Source organism: Yoonia sp. D2-7 (assembly GCF_055809435.1).
Genome location: NZ_JBVVTX010000004.1, coordinates 23,616 through 48,539, shown reverse-complemented (window position 1 = coordinate 48,539; position 24,924 = coordinate 23,616). Strand labels below are relative to the sequence as shown.

At 53.8% G+C, this 24,924-nt stretch carries 24 protein-coding genes; 12 read left to right on the top strand and 12 right to left on the bottom strand.

Annotation, left to right across the window (positions count from 1 at the left end):
• Nucleotides 1-169 precede the first annotated feature (169 nt).
• From AC0L7R_RS18640 to AC0L7R_RS18600, 9 genes are all read left to right on the top strand, one after another.
• Nucleotides 170-1,084, top strand: coding sequence for a 2-dehydro-3-deoxygalactonokinase (locus AC0L7R_RS18640; protein WP_473660789.1), 915 nt, complete (start codon nucleotides 170-172; stop codon nucleotides 1,082-1,084).
• 93 nt (nucleotides 1,085-1,177) lie between these two features.
• Nucleotides 1,178-2,413, top strand: coding sequence for an ATP-binding protein (locus AC0L7R_RS18635; RefSeq protein WP_473660788.1), 1,236 nt, complete (start codon nucleotides 1,178-1,180; stop codon nucleotides 2,411-2,413).
• A 21-nt stretch (nucleotides 2,414-2,434) separates the two neighbouring features.
• Nucleotides 2,435-3,166, top strand: a complete 732-nt coding sequence (locus AC0L7R_RS18630; protein WP_348108469.1) for a response regulator transcription factor — start codon at nucleotides 2,435-2,437, stop codon at nucleotides 3,164-3,166.
• 144 nt (nucleotides 3,167-3,310) lie between these two features.
• Nucleotides 3,311-3,520, top strand: coding sequence for a tautomerase family protein (locus AC0L7R_RS18625; protein WP_473660785.1), 210 nt, complete (start codon nucleotides 3,311-3,313; stop codon nucleotides 3,518-3,520).
• Nucleotides 3,517-4,407, top strand: a complete 891-nt coding sequence (locus AC0L7R_RS18620) for an SMP-30/gluconolactonase/LRE family protein (protein ID WP_473660784.1) — start codon at nucleotides 3,517-3,519, stop codon at nucleotides 4,405-4,407. Before AC0L7R_RS18625 ends, AC0L7R_RS18620 begins: the two co-directional genes overlap by 4 nt.
• Nucleotides 4,408-4,574: 167 nt before the next feature.
• Nucleotides 4,575-5,030, top strand: coding sequence for an OsmC family protein (locus tag AC0L7R_RS18615; RefSeq protein WP_247129589.1), 456 nt, complete (start codon nucleotides 4,575-4,577; stop codon nucleotides 5,028-5,030).
• 258 nt (nucleotides 5,031-5,288) lie between these two features.
• Nucleotides 5,289-6,305 carry a TRAP transporter substrate-binding protein DctP gene (gene dctP / locus AC0L7R_RS18610; protein ID WP_473660782.1) on the top strand — a complete coding sequence of 339 codons (1,017 nt, stop codon included), beginning with the start codon at nucleotides 5,289-5,291 and terminating at the stop codon, nucleotides 6,303-6,305.
• A 187-nt stretch (nucleotides 6,306-6,492) separates the two neighbouring features.
• Nucleotides 6,493-7,056 (top strand): TRAP transporter small permease subunit, encoded by a 564-nt coding sequence (locus tag AC0L7R_RS18605; protein WP_473660780.1) that lies wholly within the window; start codon nucleotides 6,493-6,495, stop codon nucleotides 7,054-7,056.
• Nucleotides 7,053-8,360 (top strand): TRAP transporter large permease subunit, encoded by a 1,308-nt coding sequence (locus AC0L7R_RS18600; protein WP_473660778.1) that lies wholly within the window; start codon nucleotides 7,053-7,055, stop codon nucleotides 8,358-8,360. Before AC0L7R_RS18605 ends, AC0L7R_RS18600 begins: the two co-directional genes overlap by 4 nt.
• A gap of 292 nt (nucleotides 8,361-8,652) precedes the next feature.
• On the opposite strand, the gene AC0L7R_RS18595 is transcribed toward AC0L7R_RS18600, so the two are convergent.
• Genes AC0L7R_RS18595 through AC0L7R_RS18585 form a run of 3 tightly spaced genes read right to left on the bottom strand, consistent with a single transcriptional unit; the run spans nucleotide 8,653 to nucleotide 11,577 of the window.
• On the bottom strand, nucleotides 8,653-9,432 hold the full coding sequence (locus AC0L7R_RS18595; RefSeq protein WP_473660776.1) for an SDR family oxidoreductase: 780 nt from the start codon (nucleotides 9,430-9,432) through the stop codon (nucleotides 8,653-8,655).
• 2 nt (nucleotides 9,433-9,434) lie between these two features.
• The gene (locus AC0L7R_RS18590; protein ID WP_473660895.1) at nucleotides 9,435-10,469 is read right to left on the bottom strand and encodes an alcohol dehydrogenase catalytic domain-containing protein; all 1,035 of its coding nucleotides are present in this window, start codon (nucleotides 10,467-10,469) and stop codon (nucleotides 9,435-9,437) included.
• Nucleotides 10,456-11,577: an enolase C-terminal domain-like protein gene (locus AC0L7R_RS18585; RefSeq protein WP_473660774.1), complete on the bottom strand. Its 1,122-nt coding sequence runs from the start codon at nucleotides 11,575-11,577 to the stop codon at nucleotides 10,456-10,458. The genes AC0L7R_RS18590 and AC0L7R_RS18585 overlap by 14 nt, the downstream gene beginning before the upstream one ends.
• Before the next feature lie 136 nt (nucleotides 11,578-11,713).
• Between AC0L7R_RS18585 and AC0L7R_RS18580 the strand changes: the two genes are divergently transcribed.
• Complete coding sequence (locus AC0L7R_RS18580; RefSeq protein ID WP_473660772.1) at nucleotides 11,714-12,406, top strand: FCD domain-containing protein; 693 nt, start codon at nucleotides 11,714-11,716, stop codon at nucleotides 12,404-12,406.
• On the top strand, nucleotides 12,407-13,324 hold the full coding sequence (locus AC0L7R_RS18575; protein WP_473660770.1) for a PfkB family carbohydrate kinase: 918 nt from the start codon (nucleotides 12,407-12,409) through the stop codon (nucleotides 13,322-13,324). It begins immediately after the preceding gene.
• Between the two features lie 14 nt (nucleotides 13,325-13,338).
• On the opposite strand, the gene AC0L7R_RS18570 is transcribed toward AC0L7R_RS18575, so the two are convergent.
• The 9 genes from AC0L7R_RS18570 to AC0L7R_RS18530 form a co-directional block, all read right to left on the bottom strand.
• Complete coding sequence (locus AC0L7R_RS18570; protein WP_473660768.1) at nucleotides 13,339-14,775, bottom strand: aldehyde dehydrogenase family protein; 1,437 nt, start codon at nucleotides 14,773-14,775, stop codon at nucleotides 13,339-13,341.
• A 10-nt stretch (nucleotides 14,776-14,785) separates the two neighbouring features.
• Nucleotides 14,786-16,300, bottom strand: coding sequence for an ATP-binding cassette domain-containing protein (locus AC0L7R_RS18565; RefSeq protein WP_473660766.1), 1,515 nt, complete (start codon nucleotides 16,298-16,300; stop codon nucleotides 14,786-14,788).
• Nucleotides 16,297-17,277, bottom strand: coding sequence for an ABC transporter permease subunit (locus AC0L7R_RS18560; RefSeq protein ID WP_473660763.1), 981 nt, complete (start codon nucleotides 17,275-17,277; stop codon nucleotides 16,297-16,299). Before AC0L7R_RS18560 ends, AC0L7R_RS18565 begins: the two co-directional genes overlap by 4 nt.
• 60 nt (nucleotides 17,278-17,337) lie before the next feature.
• Nucleotides 17,338-18,372: a sugar ABC transporter substrate-binding protein gene (locus AC0L7R_RS18555; RefSeq protein WP_247129601.1), complete on the bottom strand. Its 1,035-nt coding sequence runs from the start codon at nucleotides 18,370-18,372 to the stop codon at nucleotides 17,338-17,340.
• 57 nt (nucleotides 18,373-18,429) lie between these two features.
• Nucleotides 18,430-19,383 carry an ABC transporter permease subunit gene (locus tag AC0L7R_RS18550; protein WP_473660760.1) on the bottom strand — a complete coding sequence of 318 codons (954 nt, stop codon included), beginning with the start codon at nucleotides 19,381-19,383 and terminating at the stop codon, nucleotides 18,430-18,432.
• Between the two features lie 105 nt (nucleotides 19,384-19,488).
• On the bottom strand, nucleotides 19,489-21,105 hold the full coding sequence (locus AC0L7R_RS18545; RefSeq protein ID WP_473660758.1) for a GMC family oxidoreductase N-terminal domain-containing protein: 1,617 nt from the start codon (nucleotides 21,103-21,105) through the stop codon (nucleotides 19,489-19,491).
• A 27-nt stretch (nucleotides 21,106-21,132) separates the two neighbouring features.
• Nucleotides 21,133-22,161, bottom strand: coding sequence for a zinc-binding dehydrogenase (locus AC0L7R_RS18540; RefSeq protein ID WP_473660757.1), 1,029 nt, complete (start codon nucleotides 22,159-22,161; stop codon nucleotides 21,133-21,135).
• A gap of 2 nt (nucleotides 22,162-22,163) precedes the next feature.
• Nucleotides 22,164-22,880 carry an SDR family oxidoreductase gene (locus AC0L7R_RS18535; protein ID WP_473660756.1) on the bottom strand — a complete coding sequence of 239 codons (717 nt, stop codon included), beginning with the start codon at nucleotides 22,878-22,880 and terminating at the stop codon, nucleotides 22,164-22,166.
• Nucleotides 22,881-24,002 (bottom strand): hypothetical protein, encoded by a 1,122-nt coding sequence (locus AC0L7R_RS18530; RefSeq protein WP_473660754.1) that lies wholly within the window; start codon nucleotides 24,000-24,002, stop codon nucleotides 22,881-22,883.
• 145 nt (nucleotides 24,003-24,147) lie between these two features.
• Here AC0L7R_RS18530 and AC0L7R_RS18525 point away from each other — a divergent pair, with 145 nt between their 5' ends.
• Nucleotides 24,148-24,918, top strand: coding sequence for an enoyl-CoA hydratase-related protein (locus AC0L7R_RS18525; protein ID WP_473660752.1), 771 nt, complete (start codon nucleotides 24,148-24,150; stop codon nucleotides 24,916-24,918).
• Nucleotides 24,919-24,924 lie beyond the last annotated feature (6 nt).

Sequence of the window (24,924 nt, the reverse complement as noted above, 5' to 3'; positions counted from 1 at the left end):
CCATTCTACAGTGGTCAAGAACCATCAATCGACCAAAGGACAGCGACCCACATGGGAACGCAATTCCAAGAATGAACAACCTGTCAGGACACGCGATTGCAGCCCTAAAAGGTTTTCGAGCGGAAGACGTCGAGGCGATTGGCAAGGTCATCTTGGCGGAGGAGTGGAAATGGAAATTCAATGGGTCGCCCTTGATTGGGGAACGACTAATCTGAGCGCCTATGCGATTGGCGCTGACGGCACGCTTGTGGATCAGTTTCACAGCAGCATGGGAATGTCCCAGCTTATACCAAGTGAATTTGAGCCCACCTTGCTGGACGTGATTGGCCGTTGGCTGCGGGCGGATCGGGTCACCCCTGTTTTGGCGTGCGGTATGGTCGGTGCAAAGGAAGGCTGGCGGGACGCAGGATATTCCGAAGCCCCGTGTCTGCCAGTGGATGGAAAAACAACCGTTCAGGTTCCAACTGATGATCCGCGTTTGGCTGTGCGCATCGTGCCAGGCGTCTGCCAGCGCAAACCAGAGGATGTCATGCGGGGCGAGGAAACGCAGATCGCAGGATACCTTGCGAAAAATCCGAACTTTGATGGTGGCTTTTGTTTGCCGGGAACCCATTCGAAATGGGCGCGCGTCGCGGATGGAAAAATCTACAACTTCACGACCTTCATGACCGGCGAGTTGTTCAGCTTGCTCACGAAGCAATCAGTGCTGCGCTTTAGCACGACAAGTCCAGCGTGGGATGAAAATGCGTTTCTCGAAGGCGTCCAAGAAGCGATGTCATGCCCAGATAAACTAACCGCCAATCTATTCACTGCGCGGCCCAGAACGCTATTGAACGGAACACCGAATGAAGTGCTCAAATCGCATCTTTCCGGTTTGTTGGTTGGCGCTGAAATTGCGGCCGTCCGCGAGATGTGGCGCGCCCGCGATATCGTCATTATCGGGGATCGCGAAAACGCGCGGCTGTATCAGGCAGCTTTGGCAACGGTCGATATCAACTCGCTGATCTATGATGGTATGCAGGCCATAATCGACGGATTGCGCCCTTTAGCCCGTGCTTTTGCGCAAGCGCCTAAACCTGCTTGATGCCAAAAGCTGGCCGGATATGAAGAGGTTAAGTTGATAAAAAAGTCGAGGTATGATCAACTGAATACATCCAAAGAGGGGGTGTATGCTCTTATGCCAAACGCAGCAGAAGCTTTGGATTGTTATCTGTCGATTGCACAAGCGATTGCTGGTCCGACAGACTACGAACTGGTTCTCGAGAATTTTGCAAATCGTCTGCGTGCATTGATTGCACACGATCATCTCGACATTGTGCTTCTGCATCCGACAGGGACCCAGATTTGTTACGAAGCCCGCATGCACACGTCATGGAGCCACACGCAAAACCCCGCAAATCCGACTGAAGAAAGCCCGATCCGCGACGTCCTGCGCGGCGATGTCGCGCATATTCTTACGGACGACGCTTGGACCGATCCCGTCTTCCATTTTGAAGGGTCGGACAGCAAACCAATTTTCGAGGCCAACCTGCGAAGTCGTATTGTCGTGCCGCTGCGGGTGCAGGGCGAATTGATCGGTTCGCTTGCGATTTCGAGCCACAAAAAGAACTTTTACAGCGAAGATCTGATCGTCCTCGCGCAGGGTGCCGCCGATCTGGTATCTGCCTATCTGTTTGCATTGGAACGGGGCAAAGAAGCGAAAGATTCCGCAATCACTGAACTTGAGGCCACAGCACGCGAACGCACGCTGCGCATTGGCGCATTGCGTCTTACCGAAGGGATGGAACGCGAACGGCAGCGGCTGGGAATGGATCTTCACGACCAAACGCTCGCGGATTTATCGCGCATTCGTCGTCGTATGTCGCGGGTCGAGGGCGGTTCAAAAGCCGCTATGGACGAGATTGCGGCGATCCAGGGTGATTTGGATCATTGTCTGGACGAAGTCCGCGGAATCGTAGAGGACATGAAACCCGGTGTTCTGCAGCTTTTCGGTTTTGCAGAAGCCGTTGATGCGCATTTGCAGCGATGCCTTAAGAACATGCAGCGTCGGATCGAAATGCATGTCAATGATACGTCGAACGGTAAGATGGACGAACTGCAAGACACTGTGCGTACGGCCGTATATCGCATTGTCCAAGAAGCAGTGAACAACTCCTTAAAGCACGGCGAATGTAGCCGAATTGACGTGCGGATTGCACAATCCGACAACAATGTGACAGTAACAATCGACGACAATGGTACGGGTATTCAGGACGCTGATTTGCAGTCCCGCAGCGGTATAAGCAACATCAAGACGCGTACGGATCTTATATCTGCGAAGGTAGTTTTCGAACGTTTAGATGGCCAAGTTGGAACACGAGTCATGATTGTGGTTCCAATGAATGCGGGGCAGGTCGAAAGTGACAATACATAACTCTGTAAAGCGAGAAGCTGCATGCGCCTACTGATTGCCGAAGACGACAAACTGCACCGCACATTTCTGGAACGGCTGACGCGTGATACGTTCACCGAAATGCAGGAATTGACGCTCACAAGCGACGGCGCAGCGGCGATTGAGGCCTTCAAGTCTGCCGAATACGATTGCGTCCTGTTGGACCTGCAGATGCCTAAAGTCACCGGTGTCGACGTTGCCAAAGCCATCTGGGCCAAAGCCCCCACCACCAAGATTTTGTTTTGGTCCAACTACACTGAAGAAGCATATATTCGCGGTATCACAAAGATTGTGCCCGACGCCGCAGTCTACGGGTACATTCTGAAATCCGCCCCTGACGAACAGCTCAAACTGGCCCTGCAAGGCGTCTTTATTGCGGAACAATGCGTCATCGACCGCGAAGTGCGCGGCGTGCAGCAAAGGGCAGACAACCGATTGTCCGGGTTGAGCGAACTTGAATTCGAGGCGCTCGTTGATCTTTGCCTTGGGCTTACCGACAAAGCCATGGCAGCACGGCGGAATGTTTCGCTACGCGGAGTGCAAAGTAGATTGCAAAGCCTCTATCAAAAGCTCGGGCTGGATAAGGACGATATTCCAACAGGGGAATGGGGGTCGAGTTTCAATTCACGCACGCGGGCGATTTCACTTGCGTTAACGCAGGGCATTTTGAACGCTGACGCGTTACGCCGCGAAGAGGAAAAACTGCAAGCGTGGATATCGCCTTCCTCTCACTAACACACCCAATCGAAAATCTGCGGGTTCCCGCATAGATGTTGCGCGTCTTTACGCAGACCGAAGATGTCATCTCTTCTAATCGTTTTCCTAGAAAACTGGCTGTCTTGGATGTGATCCAAGTCGGAACATAGGGGGAGAGGCTAGATGCCGTTTGTGAACATCCGCATTGTAAAACAAGTTATAGAAAAGGATCCGGATGGCATTAAGGCCAAGGTGCAAGCCGACGTCACCGCGTCATTGGCAGAGGCCGCCGGTATTCCCGCCGAAAATGTCTGGGTCACCTTTGACGAGATCGACGAAAAGGATTGGTTTTCTGGTGGCGTGCGGGTCAAAGAACTGAGGGCGAACTCATGACGGTTGAAGTTCGTACCGAAGGCATGAACGACATTATCGATGCGGCCGCGACCCTTGAAAAAGTAGCTGGTGATTTCCTGTTCACCGAAGGTCCGATTTGGCATCCGGTCGAGAAACACCTGACATTTTCCGACATCCCCGGAAACGAAATGTTCCGACTTGGAGCAGATGGCAAGGTTCAGTCGTTTCGCAAACCAAGCAACATGGGCAACGGCAATACCTATGATGCGCAGGGCCGTTTGCTGACCTGTCAGCATGCAAACAGTGCCGTGACCCGTACCGAAGCGGACGGTTCTATCACAACTCTTGCCACACACTTTGATGGCAAAGAGCTGAACAGCCCGAATGACATCGTAGTTCGCAATGACGGGTTGATCTATTTCACCGACCCTACTTACGGGCGGCTCGATTACTTTGGCGTTGAACGTGAACTCGAAATGGGCGCGCAGGGCGTTTATTGCGTCACACCAGACGGGAAGACGATCAAGCGCCTTGCTGATGATTTTGCTCAGCCAAATGGTCTGTGTTTCTCGCTTGATCACACGGTGCTTTACGTCAACGACACAGAACACAAACACATCCGGAAATTCGAGATTGCCGAAGACGGCTCTGCTACGGGCGGTGACGTTTGGGTCGACGTGACTGTGGGCGAAGGCGAGGGTCATCCCGACGGCATGAAGATCGACAGCAAAGGGAACGTCTATTGCACAGGCCCCGGTGGGATTCACGTGATCACGCCGGTAGGTGAAACATTGGGCGTTATCCGTACAGCCGAATTTACGGCGAACTTTGCATGGGGCGGCGCGGATCTGAATGATCTCTACATCACCTCATCAACATCGCTGTATCGCGTCCGTGTCAAAACGCCCGGCCTTCCACTGTTTTGAGGCGGTTCGGCTGGTTGGCCAGTGTCATCAGCCAAAGTCAGAACTGGTTCGGTAGAGGCAAGGGCGAATGCGTAGCAAGTTAATTGGTAAAACCGAACCCCTGCCGAACCGGTGCTGATGATCCCGTTTTCACAAGTAAAAAAGTCGTTCCACTATAGGAGAAAGCAATGGCACATGTGATGCCCGACCTATTCAAGATTGATGTAACCGGACACGCGGTGACGCATGCGCGCACTGAAATGATTGCCCGTGGCAAGGTGGTCACGACGGACGAACCGCCAGAACGTGGCGGAACGGATTTATTCGCGACCCCGCTGGAGACGATGCTGTCGTCCTTCATCGGCTGTTCAAATGTCATCGCGAATTATGTCGCTGGTCTTCTCAAGATGGATGTCCGCGGAATGGAATTTGACGTTTGCGGTCATTTTGACACCCGCGGGGTGTTTGGTAAGGCCGAGATCGGAACGCCGTTTCCGGTGATCGAACTGAAAGTCATTCTGGATACCGACGCAGATGACGCGCAGATCGCAAAGCTGGCGCAAATCGTAGGTGAAAAATGCCCGGTATCGGTTCTACTACGCCGTGCAGGCTGCGAGATTCAAGAAAGCTGGGTCAGAAAGTGAACATGACTTTGGGGCATGATTAGCGTGACGTTCACGCGGTTTTGCGGAGGTGCACCGCGTTGTTGCGGGTTTCCGCAGAGTCACCGCGTGATCCCCCGTGCCGATCAAGTCGAAGCAAAGTTAAGAAACTGTTAAGCGACACAACCAAATCCACTAACTTTAGCATTTAGCATGCTGATAACGTGAAATGGGGTCGCTTTCAGGGGAGGACGCTCTGCATTTGCAAGAGCACAGAACTAAAAGTGGGAGAGAGAAAAAATGAAGATAGTCAAATCGTTATGCGCAAGCGCCGTAGTTGCGGTGGCAATGCTCGCGGCGCCAACCGTGTCGATGGCAGAGGATATCAACCTTAAGTACCATGCGTTTACAGGTGAAGGTCCATCAAACTTGGCCGTTCGCTGGTGGATGGATGAAGTTGAAGCCCGCACTGACGGCAATGTGGATTTTACACGCATTTTTGGTGGCGCGCTTGGTAAACTTTCGAGTCAGCCGGAGAATATCAAAGTGGGTGCATTTGACATGGGAGAGTTTTCCCCTGTCTACAACCCGGGTCTTTTCCCGCTCGCCAACGTGACATCCCTGCCCTTCATGAGTGATGATCCACTGGCACACGCACGTGCTGGCCACGAACTTTTCCAGTCAGAAACCGTCGAAGCTGAATTTACAGCGATGAACCAGAAGTACCTGTTTCCGGGGCTTTGGACATCTATTCAGCTGCTGTCGCACGACCCAATTCGTACGATCGAAGATCTGCAAGCTGCCAAAATCCGTGCACACGGTGGCGCTGCCGAAATCCTGAAAGAACTGGACATCACCGTTTACGGCATCCCTTGGGGTGAACTGCCAGCTGCTGCCGAACGCGGCGTTGTTACAGCCGCGATCATCGGTTCACCAGCGGATGCTTATGCCTTTGGTTTTGGCGAAATCTTTAGCTACTGGGACGACGAAGACTGGTTCTTCTTCCCACTGCCGGTCACCATTAACTTGGACACATGGAACGCACTTCCAGCTGATGTTCAGGCGGTTATTGAAGAGCTGAACGAAGAAATGGTGGATCAAGCCCGCAGCCTTCTGGAAGTCGCAGAAACTGAATCCCATGCCCGATTGAGCGAACAAACAGAAATCGTGAAATTGGACGACGCTGAACGCGCCAAGATGCTGGAAGTACGCGACGCTGCTTGGCAAAGCTGGGTTGATGCACGCGAAGAAGAAGGTCTTCCTGGCCAAGCTGTCCTCGATGAGTTCCTTGCGCTTCTTGAAAAGCACGGCGGCTAACCCCTCCCTAGGATGGTCGGGCAATATGTCCGGCCACCACTTGCGCCGTCCAAACCACCAAGACGGGATATGGGCGGCGCAACCGTATTAAACCACCACTGAATAATGCATGTTGCTCAAAGTTTTGCGCTAATCGCAAAGTGAAACGCTTGTTCAAGTTTCCGAATTTTGAGGGAAGGATGTCGCAATGACGAGTTTAACCAGCCGCGCCCTAGGGGTGCAGAAAAAGCTGGAGGAAATCGCTTGCTATGCGTCGGCTTTGGCTGTCGCGACAATGATGACGATCACCGTCCTCGAAGTCGCAGCAAGAGCGTTATTTTCCATAAGCTTACCGGGTGCCTATGAATACGTCAGCTTGATGTTCGTATATCTGATCTATCTGGGTCTGGGATATTCCCAACGTCGCGACGCACATATCACGGTTGGGATCCTCTACGATTTCCTACCCCGCTCAGCACGAAAAGCTGCCGAAGCAGTCTATCTTCTCGGGGCGTTTTTGTTTTTCACCATGCTGACGTGGACCAGCGCTGAATCAGCGTGGAGCAACTACGTCATGGGCGACACAATCCTAGGCATCGTGGAGGTGAAAACCTGGTGGGCACGCGCAGGTATTCCGATTGGATTGGCCCTGTTTTCGCTGCGGTTTTTGACGCAATTGATCAACTTGATCGTCAAAAATGAACTGCTGGAAGAAACCGCAGCCAATGAATTTCCGCACCAAAACTCTGAAGAAGATGAGAATAAGTCATGATTGAGTCACTTCAATTACCGATCGTGATCGGGATGGTTGCGGTATTGATGATAATGCGCGTCCCCGTCGGGATTTCCCTGCTTTTGTCTGGTGCTGCAGGATTTGCGTTCATTCGTGGCACCACCATCACCTTTGACGCCATCGGCGGGCGGTTGTTTGACATTGGATCGGGGTACGCGTTGAGCGCGGTTCCTTTGTTTCTTCTGATGGGGCATGTCGCGGCCAAGGCCGGTATTACGCAGGATATCTATCGCGCAACGCGTGCTTGGCTTGGGCACCTGAAGGGGAGCGTCGTGATTGCAACGACGGTTGCCGCAGTCGCCTTTGCCGCCTGTTCGGGGTCTACCACATCTTCGACAGCGGTTTTCGGGCGTGTTGCTATTCCTGAAATGCTGCGCCTGAAAGTGAACCGTAAATTGGCCGCTGGATGTGTCGCAACGGTTGGCACACTTGCGGGGATGATCCCGCCGAGCATCAATTTGATCGTCTACGGCATCGTTGCGCGTGAATCTATTCCCAAGCTGCTGATTGCGGGGATCATCCCCGGACTGCTTACGGCCTTTGCCTACCTCGTGATGATCTACATCCGCGTCAGCCGTAATCCTGAGATGGCACCAGCGCTGCCCAAAGCAGGTATCGAGGAACGTTTGCAGTCCCTGAAAGGCGTGTGGAGCTTCATCGCCCTTGGCGGTATTGTGATCGGTGGCATCTACGCAGGGATCATCACCCCAACAGAAGCAGGCGCAATCGGTGCTATCGGATCTTTCCTGATCGCGCTTATCCGCAATCGGCTGTCATTCCCTGTTTTGAAAGAAGTTTTCCTTGATACGGCGCAAACCACATCAGTGATTTTCATCATTCTCGTGGGCGCCCTGATTTTCTCGTCTTACCTTGCGGTAAGCGGTGCATCGGGGGCGGTGTCCGAATATATTGTCGGTCTTGATATGTCGATGATGGGCATTGTTTGCATCTACGTGCTGCTCTTGCTCGTGTTGGGGTGCATGGTTGATCCAGTGTCCGTCATGTTCCTAACAGTCCCGATCTTCGTGCCGCCACTGATCGAACTGGGTGCCCACCCGATTTGGCTGGCCATTGTCGTGGTGAAAACGCTTGAAATTGGCTTGATCACACCACCCGTCGGCTTAAACGCATTTGTCCTTAAAGGTGTCGCGCCGTCGTTCTCGCTGAAAGAAATCTTCGGCGGCATCTGGTGGTTCCTACAGGTTGAGGTGATCACCCTGATCATGATCATGTTCATCCCGGCTATTGCCACTTTCTTACCGGAACTGGCCTATGCGAAGTGAGGACGTGATAACGACAGCGCGCAGCCCCAACGACGCCATTGTTTGTTGGGGTGCGAATACGTCCCAATAGTTTCGGAGCGCGCGCTGTTGAGATCGATGTTTTCTGCCCTGCCTGTGTATAGATCTGAGTAGGACGGTCGTTTGATATGAGCGCCAGTTCCAAGCCCGAAACTGAACCGCGACCGATGGTGAAAGTCATAAAGCGTCTGCGATGGGTGCCGACCTTCGACCTGAAAAATAATTTGCGCCCCGATCACGGGGCGCAAATGGTCAGTCTAAACATTTGTTCGGCTTAGCGCCCCATCCAGCCGCCATCGACCGTTAGAATTTCGCCACTCACGTAGTCAGATGCAGGCGATGACAGGAACACAATCGGTCCGGCAAAGTCTTCTGGTTTCCCCCAGCGTCCTTGTGGAATACGGCCCAGAATTGCGTCATAGCGTTCTTTGTCATTGCGCAAGGCTTCGGTGTTATCGGTTGCAATGTATCCGGGGGCGATTGCATTGACGTTGACACCCTGCCCCGCCCATTCGTTCGCTAACGCTTTGGTTAATTGTCCGATCCCGCCTTTGGAGGCAGCATATCCCGGCACCGTGATGCCGCCTTGGTAGGTCAGCAAAGATGCGGTGAAGACAATTTTGCCTCGCGCCCCGCCATTTGCAGCACGCGCGATCATACCACGGCCAATTTCGCGGCTCAGGACAAATTGTGCGGACAGATTGACCTCAATCACCTCATCCCACCATTCGTCAGGGTGTTCAGCGGCAGGTTTGCGTTTGATCGTGCCTGCGTTGTTCACCAAGATGTCAGGCTCGATGCCGTCTGCTTCAAGCTGTTTCACAAATTCAGTAAGGGCACTGCGATCGGAAAAATCGCATGTATATGCCCGGAACGAACGACCTAAGTCCTGTACCGCTTTTTCAACATCGCTACCCTGCTTTTCTAACGTGGCAGACACACCAACGATGTCCGCGCCTGCGGCTGCCAAGGCTTCAGCCATGCCGCGTCCGATGCCGCGTTTACACCCTGTGACGAGAGCGGTTTTACCAGTGAGATCAAATTGGGCCAGCATGTTTATGCTCCTACCTTGATAAGGCTTTTCATTGCAGTCGCGCTGCCATCAAGCGCTTCAAAAGCCGCCTGAATATCAGAGAGCGGGCTGATATTCGTAATGACCGTTTCGGCATCCACACCGCCGCTGGCAATGATTTCAATCGCCTTATCGTAGTCCACGGGTTCATAGACCCGCGCGCCAAGCAGCTCTAGTTCGCGCCAGAAGAACTGGAACATATCGATTTGCGGTTTGGTGGCGTGAATTGCGACCATGACAATCCGTGCACGGCTAGCAGCAACCGCTGTCATTGCATCAACACCCGGCTGCGTGCCTGACACTTCAAATACGACATCGGCGCCTTTGCCACCGGTGCGGGACATGACCGCTTCAACCAGATCAGCGTCTTTGGGGTTCACCGTCGCGAAGCCAAGCTTTTCCGCAATGGCCAACCGGTTTGGGTTCACTTCTGAAATCACCACATTACCGCCAGCATCCCGTGCCGCCATCGCGACCAAAACACCAATCGGGCCACCACCGATCACGACGACATCTTCACCCTCTTTCAGCGCTGAACGCCGCACGTCATGACAAGCGACCGCAACAGGTTCGATCAGTGCTGCATGGTCCAACCGCAGATCGGCTGGCAACGCGTGCAAAGTATGCGCTGGAACGTTCCAGATTTCTTGCATCGCACCATCGGTATCGAGGCCAAGAAACTTTAGCTTATGGCAGATATGTTCATGGCCAGCGGCACAAGCAGGACATTCGCCGCAATGGTCCAAGGGCCGCACCACGACGTTCTCGCCCACGTCGAAACCGGATACACCTTCGCCGATGCTTTCGACCACACCAGACATTTCATGCCCGACAATGCGGTTCAGACCGACACGCGCATCCATGTTGCCATGGAAAACATGCATATCAGTGCCGCAGATCCCACAATATGCGATCCGCACGGCCACTTCACCAGCTTTGGGCACTGATACAGTCGTCTTTTCGACTTTGAATGACTTGTCGCCCCGATAGAAGGCCGCGTTAATCTCAAGAGTGCTCATCATGCATTTCCTTATGCGCTTGCGTGAGTTTGTCCCAATCGAAAGACACGCCAATACCGGCATCGTTTGGCGCGACGGCAAGGTGGTTTTCTACGACCAGTGGGCGATGTGTATATGTATCGATAGGGAAAGAATGGATTTCGATCCACCCTGGGTTTTGTTGAGCAGACACCAAGCTGACGTGCAATTCTTGCATGCCGTGGCTGCACACCGGCATGCCATTTTTCGTCGCCAACGCGGCGGCCTGAAGCCATCCGGTGATGCCCCCGCAATTGGAAGCATCGGGCTGAATATAGCTTAGTTTGGCGTCCGCCATGGCATATTCAAATTCATGGATCGTATGCAGGTTTTCACCCATCGCCAACGGCATGCCAGTGGCGTCGGCAATCTTTGCATAGCCGTGGTAGTCGTCAGGGATGATTGGTTCTTCAAACCACGTAATATCGTATGGTGCGAAGGCGCGCGCCGCTTCAATGGCCTGTTCAACGGTCATGGAATAATTCGCATCGACCATAAAGGTCACGTCAGGCCCGATGGTTTCGCGAACGGCCTTGATACGTGCAACATCTTCGGCCAGCGTTGGTTGTCCGATCTTGATCTTTACGCCGTTGAACCCCTGCGCAAGATACCCGCGCACATTATCCAACAACTTCGGCAACGGAAAATTCAGGTCGATACCGCCTGCATATGCGCGACACCGATCACCCGCACCGCCAGCCATTTTCCAAAGCGGCTGGCCAGTCTGTTTTCCGCGTAAATCCCACAGCGCAATGTCCACGGCAGAAATTGCAAAGGATGCGATGCCGCCACGCGCAACGTAATGAACATGCCATTGCATCGCATCATAAAGCGATTCAACGTCCCCTGCGTCACGGCCAACCAAAAACGGAGCGAGATCATGTTCAATCATCGCTGCAATCGCGCGACCGCCCTTGCCACCGGTATATGTGTAACCCGTGCCCTCTGTTCCGTCGGCAAGACGCACGGTGGCGGTTACCAACTCAAAATGTGTATGATCGCCGTGTTTGGCGTCCGTTAGGACTTCAGCCAAAGGGACATCAAAGGATCGAACTGTGACATTTTGAATAGGATTCTTGGGGTTTGACATATGTGGCGCCCTTATCAGTTGTATTTTGGTCCGACCAAAGTTTATTATAACTTGCTGATACGGCCCCAATTGTCAATAATATTAAGAATATTCAATTTTTAGTCATACAAAAGATGCTGAACTAAAGGATACAGAAATGACTGGAAGAGCTGCAGATCAGGTTGTTCAAGCAATGTCGCAAAGGATTAGGGACGGATCAATTGCAAATGGTCAACCGATTCCTGCTGAACGTGACTTGATGGCAGAATTCAACATCAGTCGCACAGTCGCACGAGAAGCCGTCGGAATTCTGTCGAGTCAGGGCCTAGTTGTTGCAAAACCACGCCACCGTCCCGTCGTCCGCAAACCCGGTTACGATGCCGCTATGGACGCCGCCAGTTCGATTGTTGGCAACCTGTTGTTGCAGCCAAGCGGTGTCCGGAACCTGTTCGATACACGTATTCTCGTGGAAGGATCACTGGTCCGGAATGCCGCCGAACACGCTGGAAAACAGGATATTGCCGATCTGAAAGCGGCTTTGGCAGCAAACGAAGCCGCCATTGACGACAGTGATCTGTTTTACCAAACCGACATGCAGTTCCATCAGGTCTTTTATCAGATTTCGGGCAATCCGGTTTGGCCTTCAGTTCACCGTGCCTATTCGACGTGGCTCGAACCGCACTGGCGGCAAATGCCCCGCCTGCCAGACCGCAACAAGGCGAACTTCACCGCACATTCTGCCATTCTGGAAGCAATCCTTTTGCGTGACCCGGACGCCGCAGAAAACCAGCTAAAGACACACTTGGCAGAGGCTTGGGAACAAGTGCGTCTGACCTTTGGAGACATCTGAATGAAAACGAAACGGCCGATCCACCGGATTGCCTGTGTTGGCGAAGTTATGGTCGAACTGCGTGCGCAACGTGACGGCACAGCCCATATTGGCGTGGCAGGTGACACCTACAACACGGCTGTTTATCTCGCGCGTGCCTTGCGTGATACCGATACGAAGGTCGCTTATGTGACGTCCATCGGAACTGATCCCTATTCTGACCGTATTCTGGATGCCATTCGCAACCACGGTCTCGATGCAACGCTCGTGGAACGACGCGCGGGTCTGATGCCTGGGCTTTACGCGATTGATACCGACGACGTGGGCGAACGGAGCTTCAGCTACTGGCGATCTGCCTCTGCTGCACGGCAATTGTTTTCTGGTGACAGCACACTTTCACTGCACGACCTAGAAACGTTCGATCTGGTTTTGCTGACCGGCATTTCCCTTGCAATTCTGCCGCTAGCCGTACGGTCAAAGGTCCTTGATTGGGCGGACGCATTCAGCAAAGCGGGCGGCACAATCGCCTACGACAGCAACCACCGACCAGCCCTTTGGGAAAGCAGCGATATCGCGCGTCAGGTCAATGCCGCTATGTGGCGTCTGGCTGACATTGCGCTTCCGTCTGCGGACGACGAACAGGCGCTTTTCGGCGATTGCGACAACGCTGCAGTGGCCGCCAGACTACAGGGATGGGGCGTCAGGAATGGTGCAATGAAACGCGGCGCAGAGGGGCCGCTTGATCTGTCGGGTGCCTATGATTTCAAACCATCTGCCGAACTGATCAAGGTTGTGGATACCACCGCAGCTGGGGACAGCTTTAATGCCGGATATCTCGCGTCAATTGCGCGAGGAAACTCTCAACTTGATGCGATGAAAGCCGGTCATGTGCTCGCCGGACGCGTAATTGCATCGCCCGGCGCCATTATTCAGGAATGATCAAGTCCTAAGGTTCAGTAGGCCATGTAAACTGTGCGTTTTTGCATGTAGCCTTCGAACCCGTGTACACCATCTTCGCCGCCAAGACCGCTTAACTTGTGGCCATTGTGGTATCCGTTCACCAAACCGGTAATGCCCGAATTCAAGAAGATCGTTCCGGTTTCGAGGCGCTTGATCGCGTCCATGTAAACGGACGGGCTTTGGGTCCACAAATATGCCGACAACCCGTCAGGGCGGGCGTTCGCAATGCTAAGCGCCTCTTCGTAGTCTTTGACGCGTACAATCGGCATCACTGGGCCAAAAATCTCTTCAACAACTGCGGCGGTGTTCGCCGTCGCATCCACCAGAACCGTTGGTTCGTACCAGTTACCCGATGCGAATGCAGCGCCATCAGGACGTTTCCCGCCAGCCGCGACCTTCGCGCCGCCAGCGACGGAATCAGCTACAATTTGTTCGACGCGCGCCAAAGCGTCCGGCGTTGTTACAGGTCCCATCCCGCCGTTGGTTTTCGGGTCACCGACTTTGACGGCTTTGACCTTTTCCAACACTTTGGCGGTAAATTCATCTGCAATGGATTCTTCGACCAACACACCTTCGTTGCAAATACAAACCTGCCCTGCATTCGCAAAACGGGCAACGACGGCTGCCTCTGCTGCGGCTTCGATGTCCGCATCTTTCAGAACGATAAACGGTGCTGAACCACCCAGTTCTAGCGACAAAGCGGTCAGGTTTTTTGACGCCGCTTCCATGATCATTTGGCCTGCACGGATTGATCCGGTCACCGTAATCATTCGCACTGTGGGGCTTTCGACCAATGGCGCACCGACGTCTTTGCCGGTGCCTGTAACCATGTTGATAACACCTGCAGGCAGGCCCGCTTCTTTGCAAATTCGGCAAAAGACCGACGCGGTGACAGGTGTGGCTTCGTGGGGTTTGATGATCATCGTGTTGCCAGCCACCAGCGCAGGCCCGGCTTTCCGACCAATCAAGGCAAGCGGATAATTATAGGCACACAACCCTAGCGTCACGCCGTACGGCACACGGTAGATGTAAAGCTGTTCGTTCGGACGATCAGATGGCAAAATTTCACCTTGGATGCGACGCGCGGATTCAGCAGCGTACGTCATGTAGCGGATCGTATCGGTTACTTCGCCCGCAGCTTCTGCACGGCTTTTGCCCTGTTCGAGTACAAGCAGTTCTTCCAGAAGATCACGTTCACGCTCAATACCATCTGCGATCCGGTAGATGTGTTCCGCACGGGTTTGCGGTGGCAGCATCTGCCAATCATTTTGGGCACGCGCAGAGGTTTCGATGGCGCGGGCAACATCGTCCGGTGTACAGGCCGGAACTTCGGCCCATTGACCGCCGGTCGCCGGATCAACGACAGGCATTTTAGCACCATTTGAAGCATCAACGAACGCATTATCGATGAAGGCTTGGTAGTAAGTCATAGTATTCCTTTCACGCATGCTCTGTAGCGGGCAAATTCGCGCCCGACATATCTGCAAGCATCTTGTCTTTATCAAAATTCGGATGGGAGTATTCAGCAACGGATCGGCCATGGTACATGGTGATCACCCGATCAGCGAGCATGATGACCTCGTCGATCTCGTAACTTAGGATCAAAACACCAACGCCTCGCGTCGCAAGGTCCTCGATGATGCGGTAAATGTCGGCCTTGGCATGTACGTCGATACCGCGCGTTGGTTCCAACAGGATCAACAGTTCAAGATCGTCATCAAGCCACCGCGAGAAACAGATTTTTTGTTTGTTACCACCTGATAGGAAACGGATTTCTTGATCCGGCGAGGATGTTTTAGTCGATGTTTCGCGGATCGCCTTATCAACCAACGTACCGATCTGGTTTGCGTTAATCAGCCCCGCGCGTGTCGCTTTTTCCAAGAACGGTAACGCAATATTATCGCGCACAGAAAGCGCTGCCATGATCCCGTTTTTGTCGCGGTTTTCGGTCACCATACCCATGCCATCGCGGACAGCAGCGGCGGGTCCGCGTCCCGGTTGCAATGGTTCGCCACGGTAAGAAATGGTGCCGCCATAACCGACCGTCAGCCCAAAGATCGCTTTGGCCAGTTCCGGCGCACCGCAGCCGCGTAAACCCGTCAGGACCAGAATTTCGCCACGACGCAGGGAAAACGAAACATCGTCGTATACTTGCGGTAATTTCAGGTCGCGAACGTCCAGCAGAACATCGTCGCTGATCGTTTTCACAGGCTTCACGAAATCATCAAGTTCGGTACCGGTCATGGTCTGAATGACGGCATCTTCGGTGGTTTGCGACGTGCGTTCAGACAATACGATTTTGCCGTCACGCATCACCGTGACTTCTTCGGCAATGCCAAAGATTTCAGGCATGTGATGCGAGATATAAATAATCGCGACTCCTTCGTCTTTCATGCGCCGGATGAATCCGAATAGGCGTTCTTTGTCTTCTTCGGACAAGGCGGACGTGGGTTCATCCATCACAATCAGCCAACTGTTCGACATCAAGGCACGGATGATTTCGACAATCTGTTTCTCGCCCGAATTCAGATCTCGCACAGGGCGCGACGGATCCAGATCCAGCCCGAAACGATCAAGTTGTGCCGTAACTAGTCGCGCCATCTCGCGTTTATTCAAGAACGGCGTCCGCCCTATGAACAGTTCGCGTCCTAGAAAGATGTTGTCCGCTACCGTCAATTCGTTGATCAACGAATATTCCTGATGGATCATAGCAACACCGTGCTTTGTCGCATCAATGGGTGCCGCGATATCGATTTCTTCGCCATTCATTTCGATCACGCCTTGATCGCGTTGAATGACACCGCCCAACACCTTCATCAGCGTTGATTTCCCCGCACCGTTCAAACCAACCAATGCATGGACTTCGCCAGCAACACAGGAGAAATCGACGTTATCTAGGGCACGGGTCGCAAAAAAGCTTTTGCCGATCCCTTTCATATCAACGCGATTGGTCATGCTGACTTCCCCCGTTGTGTCCAACTGTCAAGAAGGACAACGCCCAAAAGGATCATGCCTTTGATCAGGCTTTGCAGGTACGGATTGGTACCAGTCAGAACCAAGCCGTTGATAATGATGCCGTAAAGCAGAACGCCAAGGATCGTGCCTAATAGCCGTCCGCGCCCGCCAAACAGGGACGTGCCGCCAAGGATAACCGCGGTAATCGCGTCGAATTCAAGGTAAAGACCGGACCACGGTTGGCCCGACGACACACGACCGACCGTAACGATCGCTGATATACCGGCAAGCGCACCGGATAACGCATAGATCCAGACGACCGACCGTTCCGGCCTGCGCCCTAGGACAAAGGCCGTGTTGAAATTCGCGCCGGCTGCATAGACGTTGCTGCCGAATGGCGTCCGGTACAGCAAAATGCTGAGTGCGATAAAGACGCAGGCCACAAACGGGATCACGACAGGCATGTTGCCCCAGCTTGTCCCGCCCAGCCACAAAAAGGTGGGGTCTGATACATTGATCGACGTCGCATCATAGATCACCAGTGCAAGACCGCGCGCCAATGCAAAGGTGGCCAATGTCACCATAAATGCAGACAATTTCAGACGGCCAATGAAAACGCCGTTGATGGCTCCGATGGCCATGCCCGCAATAATTGCGGTCGCAAAGCCAAGTGGCGCACTGCCCGTGGTCGTCAGGGTGATAACACCCACACCACCTGCAAAGGCGACGTTTGATCCAACACTTAGATCAATTCCGCCGGTCAGCATGACAAATGTCATGCCCATCGACACAAGAAACAGCACTGCAATCGATCGCAACAAAATGCCGATGTTCACCAACGAATAGAAGTTTTCATTGGCAAGGCTAAAGCCCAACGATGCGATGACGATCAATCCGGCAAGAACAAGGTAGCGCAACATCAGTCCGCTGATCGCTTTCTTGGCGGTGGTCGGGTTGGCGGCTGCGGTGGTTGACATGAAACGGCCCTTTTTCAAATGTGCCGCCGGCAAGGGAGATTGCCGGCGGCGATGTCTTAGTTACTGAACAGAGTCAGGGCCGAATTCGAGGTAACCGTTCGCGGCGACCTCTAAAGCCTGGTCCACATGGTAAACTGTGACATCTTCCGGGAACCCGTTTTCAAGCGCTTTGGCGTGGTTTGCTTCGCTCAAAACCAGCGGTGTGAAAAAGTCGTACACTTGTTCTAGCTCTTCGCCTTGGCTGATCCGGTAGGCCATCTGCACGAAGTTCCACCCTTCACGAGTGCCCGACAACAGGATGTCAGCCATAACCTGGCCACCTTCCATTTGCTGCATGATCGGAATGTCCCCGTCATAGCCGAAGAACTGCATGTCGGATCTGCCAGAGTTGGCGGCAATCGCGATTGATGGATACATGTAGCCGTCAGTCACGCCAGAGATGGCGTCAAGATCAGGGAATTGCGTTAGCCAGTTTTCGGCCAATGTCTGCGCCTTAACTGTGTCCCAATCTGCGGGCTGTTCTGCGACGACTTCGATGTTGTCACACGCTGAAATGCCTTCAAGGATACCAGCATGGCGGGCTTCACCGGATGGATTACCTGCCTGCCCCAGCATGATCGCAACTTGATAAGGTTCGCCACCTGACAATGCGCACATCGCAAGACCTTGGTTCCGGCCATTGGCAACATCGCCCAGCGTAAAGCTGTAGTCAGCGCTTTCCATTGGCGAATGGACCGCGACCCATGTGATCCCGGCCTCTTGGGCTTGGGCGACCAGCGGTTCAAACGCGTCAACGTTGATGGCGTTCACAAACATCACGTCAGGGTTTTCGTTGATCGTAACCTCTGTCTGCTGGATCATCTTTTCGAGGCTACCTTCGGCAGACAACCAACGTCCGGTGATCGCGATGTCGGGGAATGCTTCATCATAGGCTGCAATTGCGTCTTCAAACCCGGACAGCCACGCGACGTGGTACGGGGCCACGTGGCCATCGTTGATAAAGACGATATCCAGCTCGTGGCCGTCGGCCAAAGCCGTGCTGCCCATTGCTGCGCCAAGCGCGAGTCCTAATTTTGTTGCTGACTTAATTGTCATTGGTTCTATCCTCCATTTGTGAACCGTGAATTGGCTTTTGGAAGCCAGTTTTTCGTTCTAATGCGCTTCGGATTGACGTGATTGCCAAAGCAACCAGTTCACCCCAAGCGCTGTCAAAATCACAACGCCCTTGAAAACCTGATGCCAAACGTCCTCCACGTTCAGCAGGTTCAATGCATTGTTGACGATGCCGATGAATGCGATGCCCCACAGGGCGCCACCGATAGTGCCGCGCCCGCCTTGGATCAGCGTGCCCCCGATAATGATGGCCGCGATGGCATCCAAAAGTAGGCCATTGCCATCAAGTCCCGGTTGCACAAACCCCATACGCGTGGACAGCATGATCCCTGCAAATCCACTGCACAGACCGGAGAACATAAAGATACCGATCTTCACGCGATCAACGTTGATACCAGCAAGTTTGGCGTTTTCTTCACTGTTACCGATTGCAATAATCGCGGCACCGATACGCGTGTGATTGTAGACAACGTAAGCCGCGGCACACAGCGCGATCAGAAACAAGAACGACAGATAAATACCGAAAATCTTCTGCGATCCGGCAAATTGGAAAAAGCCACCCATCAAGAAAATCTGCTGCCCGCGCGGGATCACCAAACCGGACAGACCTTGCGCCATGAACAATGCCGACAGCGTGACGATAAATGCGGGCAGCTTTAGCTTGGCGACCAAAACACCAATCAGGGCCCCCATCGTCAGTGACGCTGCAACCACCGCCAGCAGCCCAATGCCGACACCGCCGGTTAGCCCGAAAAACACCCCTAACAAGACCGCAAAGAAAACGGACGCCATGCCCATCGACAGATCAATGTTGCCGGACACAATTACGAAGAACTGCCCAAGCGCGATCAGGCCAATCGGCACAACCTGACGCGAGATCGCAGACATGTTGTCCAAGCTTAGAAACCGTGGGCTAACGAGGTAGAAAACGACGCAGCAAACCAACGTAACAACAATAATATTGCGCTCACGTAGTATTTTCCCGGCGTCCATGGCATTCTCCCCCTTGTTTGGTCCGACCAAACTTATCTAGTTCTGCTCTAAATTGCGTAGATTCGTCAAGTGTTAATGAATTCCGATGATTTTTGTCGGACGAAACTAGATATTCCCGAGTATCAAATCGGCACACCGATCACCCAAGACCATCGCTGGCGCATTTGTATTTCCAGCCGGAATGTCGGGAACTGCAGACATGTCACAGACGCGTAAGCCTTCAACGCCACGCACCCGCATACGCGCATCCAAAACCGCCATTGCGTCGCCATCTGCGCCCATGCGGGCCGTCCCGACGGGATGGTAGTTTGTTTTCACAACCTTGCGGCAATGGGCCGCCAACCCATCGTCGGACATATCCAGCGGTGCAACTACTTCTTTGATCCGGCTGGCCATAGGTTCGGTATCCATCGTGCGACGGAAGTATCTCAGCCCCGCGATCATCGCGTCCATGTCTGCTTTCTCTTTTAAAAAATTAGGGGAAATCAGCGGCATGGCCGACGGATCAGCAGACGCAAGGCGGACCTCACCTGTCGATTCCGGTTTCAGCAAAACCATCTGGATCGACACCCCATGCCCGTCCCCGATCCGTTTGAGCCAAGCGTCGTCCAGATACATGACTGGAATGCAATAAGCCTCATGCGTGGGTGGCGCGTCCGGCGTGGTGGGATTGACGAAACACGCAGCTTCCAAGCCGGTCGTTGTGATGCGCCCGCGCCTGAACAGTTTGAATTCAAGCCCGTTGCGCAGCATGTTCCAGCCACGATCCTGCCCGTAGTAGCCGTAAGGGCCGTTGGCCCGTGCGACCACGGAAACATCGGGATGGTCCTTTAGATTCTGACCAACACCTTGCAAATCTTCGACCACGTCGATCCCATGATCCGCAAGGTGATCCGCCGGTCCGAGACCGGACAGCATCAAAAGCTTCGGGGTCATAAATGCGCCAGCAGACAGAACGATTTCGCCATTTGTGTGCACTTCGTGCACACCCGATTTGTCGCGATAGACAACGCCGACAGCGCGCCCTTTTTCGATGATGATGCGCTGTACTTCGGCGTTAAGCCGGATCGTCAGGTTGGGGTCGTTTTTAAGCGGATCAAGGAAAGCATAAGCCGCAGATACACGTTGCCCCTTATCGTAAGTGAATTGAAAAAATCCCGCGCCGCGCTGAGAAGTGCCATTGAAATCGGGATTAAATGGCTCGCCCTGCGCCTGCAAAGCCTGAACAAACCATCGGGCCATATCGTCGATGTGACCAGGATCCGACACGACGAGTTTGCCATCTGACCCATGCAGTTCGTTGTTAAACGTCCGATTGCCTTCAAGGCGTTTGAAATGCGGCAGGACATCATCCCAGCCCCAGCCAATGGCATCGTTATTGCCGCGCAACGTTTCGTCCCAAGCGTCGTAGTCGGATGGGCGACCACGCACATAGGCCTGTCCGTTCACACTGGACCCGCCGCCCAGCACATTGCCTTGCGGAATCTCCGCCCTGCGGCCATCCAAATGCGGCTGCGGTTCCGATAAATGGGTCTTAAAAAACTTGGACCCGTTCTTGAGGAGTTTGAAAACCCCCGGCGGCATATCAAGCAACGGATGTCGATGATGATGACCGGCCTCAAGCAGCAGGACGCGTCCGCCGCCATCTTCGACCAGACGGGATGTCGCGACACTGCCGGCAGAGCCGCCTCCGATGACGATGTGATCAAAAGTGTCGCTCATCTTATCCCCCTTCAAAATTCGCCTGTGCTAAACGTCCGTCCCCAAAACAATGATCTTTCCAAACGCGTCCCCGCTCGCCATCAGCTGTAGGGCGTCACCCGTCTGGGCCAGTGGAAAAGCCTGCGCTGTCAGCACGTCAAAATTGATGCGACCTGCTTCGATCAACTGCACGGCCTCTTCAAATTCGCTGTTGAATTGGAAGGAGCCGAAAACTTCGATTTCCTTGAGCATAATCTGGTTCAGATTTACCTTGGCTTCGCGCAACTGAATGTTGCTCAAGATCGAAACGCGACCCTTCTGGCGTACCGCCATCAGGGCTGTGTTGAATGCGGGAATTGCACCGCTGGCCTCAACCACAACGTCGAATTGGCGGTCCAGCGTGGCCTCTTCAAACTCGCCAATCACGAGCCCCTCATCAGCGCCAGCCTTGCGAGCAACATCAACAGCCCCCGCACGCAGGTCGATTGCCGTCACCTGCGCCCCGCGTGCAGCAGCGCCCGCAATTGCCAAAAGCCCCATAGGTCCGCAGCCGGTTACGAGAACCTTTTGTCCTTTTGAAACGCCACCCTTATTCAAGGCATGTAGAGCGCAGGCCATCGGTTCCGCGAAGGTCAAATGGCGAGGATCAACATGTTTCGCGACAGGCCGACAACACCGCGCCGGATGATCGATAACTTCGCGAAAAAAGCCATCCAGATGTGGAACAGTTGTGGCAGAGCCCGGGAATTTCTTAGCGGTGCAAAGGTTTTCCTCGCCGCGCAAGCAGGCCACGCACGTCTGGCAATTCATAATCGGGTTCAGGGCAACCAACTGGCCGAGCTCGAATTCACTTCCGTTCGGATCGGCCACATAGGCGCAAGCCTCGTGACCTAATGTAACAGGATTTTGCAGCACAAACCCAGCGTTCGAGAACTGTGAATAGTAGTGCAGATCGGTGCCACACAGGCTTGCCACGGCAAGACGCAGCCGCACATGTCCCTCGGAGACCGATGTTTGAGGTGATTGATCTGCGATTTGAATGTCGCGCGCAGCGCACAGTTTGGTTTCGATTGCCATGATTAGAACCCCACCGCATAACCGCCGTCGACAGGCAGATTGGCACCGTTGACATAAGCCGCTTGATCCGAGGCCAGATAGAACACCGTGTTCGCCACATCTTGGGGCGTGCCAAATTGGCCACCCGGAATGCGACCTTCGATTTTATCGCGACGTGCGGGGTCTTTCGCCAAAATGGCACGCGTCATATCGGTATCAATGAAGCCCGGGCTGACCGCGTTGCAACGAATGCCAAATTGCGCGGCGTCGACGGCTACAGAACGGGTCAACCCAACGACTGCAGTCTTTGCGGTGACGTATGCGGCGGCGGACGGCAGCGCCATGATGCCCCCCATCGACGCGATATTCACAATCGCGCCGCCAGTTTCACGGTGAAGGGCCACATATTGGCTACAACTTGCAAACATGGCGCGCACATTGACGTCTAGAACAACATCTAATTCATCGGCAGACACATCCCAAACAGGTTTCTTCAGATGCACGCCTGCGTTATTGACCAGCGCACTGATCGGCCCCGCCTTGGCATGGATTTCGGCCAAATATGCGGCACCGCGATCTGCTGCGATATCACATTCAACGAAATGCGCATGCGGTCCCAATTGGTCAATATCGGCGCGGCTACGAGCAACGACGAAGACCTCGTAACCAGCGTCGACAAAACGCTGGCTTTGGCTCAGTCCAAGGCCTTTGTTGCCTCCTGTGATGACGGCGACTGGCATTCAGAATGCTCCCTTTCGGTGATGGCGGTACAATGTGTTCAGCGTGTCGAAGAATGTCTCGACCGGAATTTGTTTGCGGAAAAAGTCGGGCATGATCGCACAGACATCGTCGACGAAGCCAAGGAACCAAACGTCGCGCGGACGCGTCCAGGCGTTGTCGATCGTGTGAAACCCCTTATCGAAAAATGGCGCGACATCTAGGTTCTTCGCCTGCGCACGCCACGTGCATCGGTTCGCTGGCTGTCCGTTGTTGGCAAGGTAGATGCCCGATTGCACAGGTTCGGACGTGATCCATTGCGCGAACGCAATCGCAGCGGCCGGTGTCTGTGTCTTGGTCGAAACCCCGATCCCTGCGCCGCCAAGGATGGCACGCGGGACGTCAAAACCTTCGCAGAGCGGTAGGTCAAAATAATGCAACCGATGATCGCGAAACCCTGCGCGCGCGTAATTCACGTAGCCGAACAGGCAGGGCGAACAGGCAAATTCGCTGGTGGTCGACAGTGTTTCGAGCACCCGGATCGGGTTCATATCGACCTGTTCGTCAGGGCCAAGATCATACAGCGCCCGCAAAATGTGAAGCGCGTAATGTCCGTTTTGGTCGGTAACAAAGGCGTCTGGCGATCGCGGCAGATCGTCTTCACCACGACCCGCAACAATCGTCATGAACATATCAAATGCGTCCACCGGCAGTAATGGCGTTAACGCGTTGTAGCGACTGGCATCCGGCGCAGTGAATGCATCCCAATGGGTCGGCAATGGTGAGCCCAAATCCGGACGATGAACGGCCATCTGACACGCCGCGTCGAGCGCATAAGCCCAGCATCTGTCGTTCCAAAGGTAGCTTTCCTCGGATCCGCCAAGCGATGTTTCACGGTCGGGTTGATATGGAAGCGGTAGCAAGGCACCGGTTTCCGCAATCTGCCCGACATGCGGATGGTCTAGCACAATAAAGTCGTAATTTTCGGCCAAATCCAGAATTGGCGCATCGGCGAACGCCTGTAGTGAACGCTTGTCCCATTCGACCTTAGTGCCGGTTTCTGCCTCGTAAGATTTAGACGCCGCAACAACGCAGTCGTATCCACGGGGATGGTCCCACGTCATGCCCTTTAATGCTGCAGCCAATTCTCAGCCCCCCAGTTGATAGGGCAATATGGCCAGCAGATTATTCTCTTTGCAAGTATAAAAGTTATTTTCATTTTTGAAAATGACGTGCTAGATCAGGTAAGGCCCGCAAAAATCCGCCGGCATTACGGCGAAGGAGACATTCGTGACGACGTCAGACGCATCATCTGAAACGCAAGAAAACCCTCGGGATGGCAGCGTGAGAATTGAACAAACCGGCGCGATCGCAGAAATGATCATTGACCGCCCGAACAAGCACAACGCGCTCACGCCCGACATGTATCGCGACATCGCCAGCTGCTGCGAACACGTGAATAAGACCGATAGTATTCACGTTGTCATCATACGCGGCGCAGGTGATCGGGCCTTTTGCGCTGGTTCGGATATCAAAGCGCTTGATCGCTATGCGGATTTCTGGGCGTGGCGAAATCGCGAAGATTACATTCCACCGATCTTGTCGCTGCGCAAACCCGCTATTGCTGCCGTCAAAGGCTGGTCGCTAGGCGGCGGACTAGAAATAGCGCTTGCTTGCGATTTACGTGTCGTTGCAAAAAGCGCCATCTTTTCCGCACCAGAGGTTGCGCTTGGATGGAATGGCGCAGGTGGTGCCGCGCAACATTTGACCCGTTTGTGCGGATACGGCCAAGCTATGCGTCTGCTTTTATCCGGAGAACGGTTTGATGCCACCGAGGCCCACCGCATCGGTATGGTCGAATATCTTGTCGATGATGGCGACGAACTGGCACGCGCAAGGAACATTGCACAGTCAATTGCAGCACATAGTTCCGTTGCTACCCAAGCTGTCAAAGCTGCTGTACGGTCCGCTCTGGACGTGACCGTCGCGCAGGGCTTGAAGTACGAAAACGAACTGATGTCACTGTGTTTTGCAAAGGTCGCGAAAGACAAAGATCGCTAATCGCGA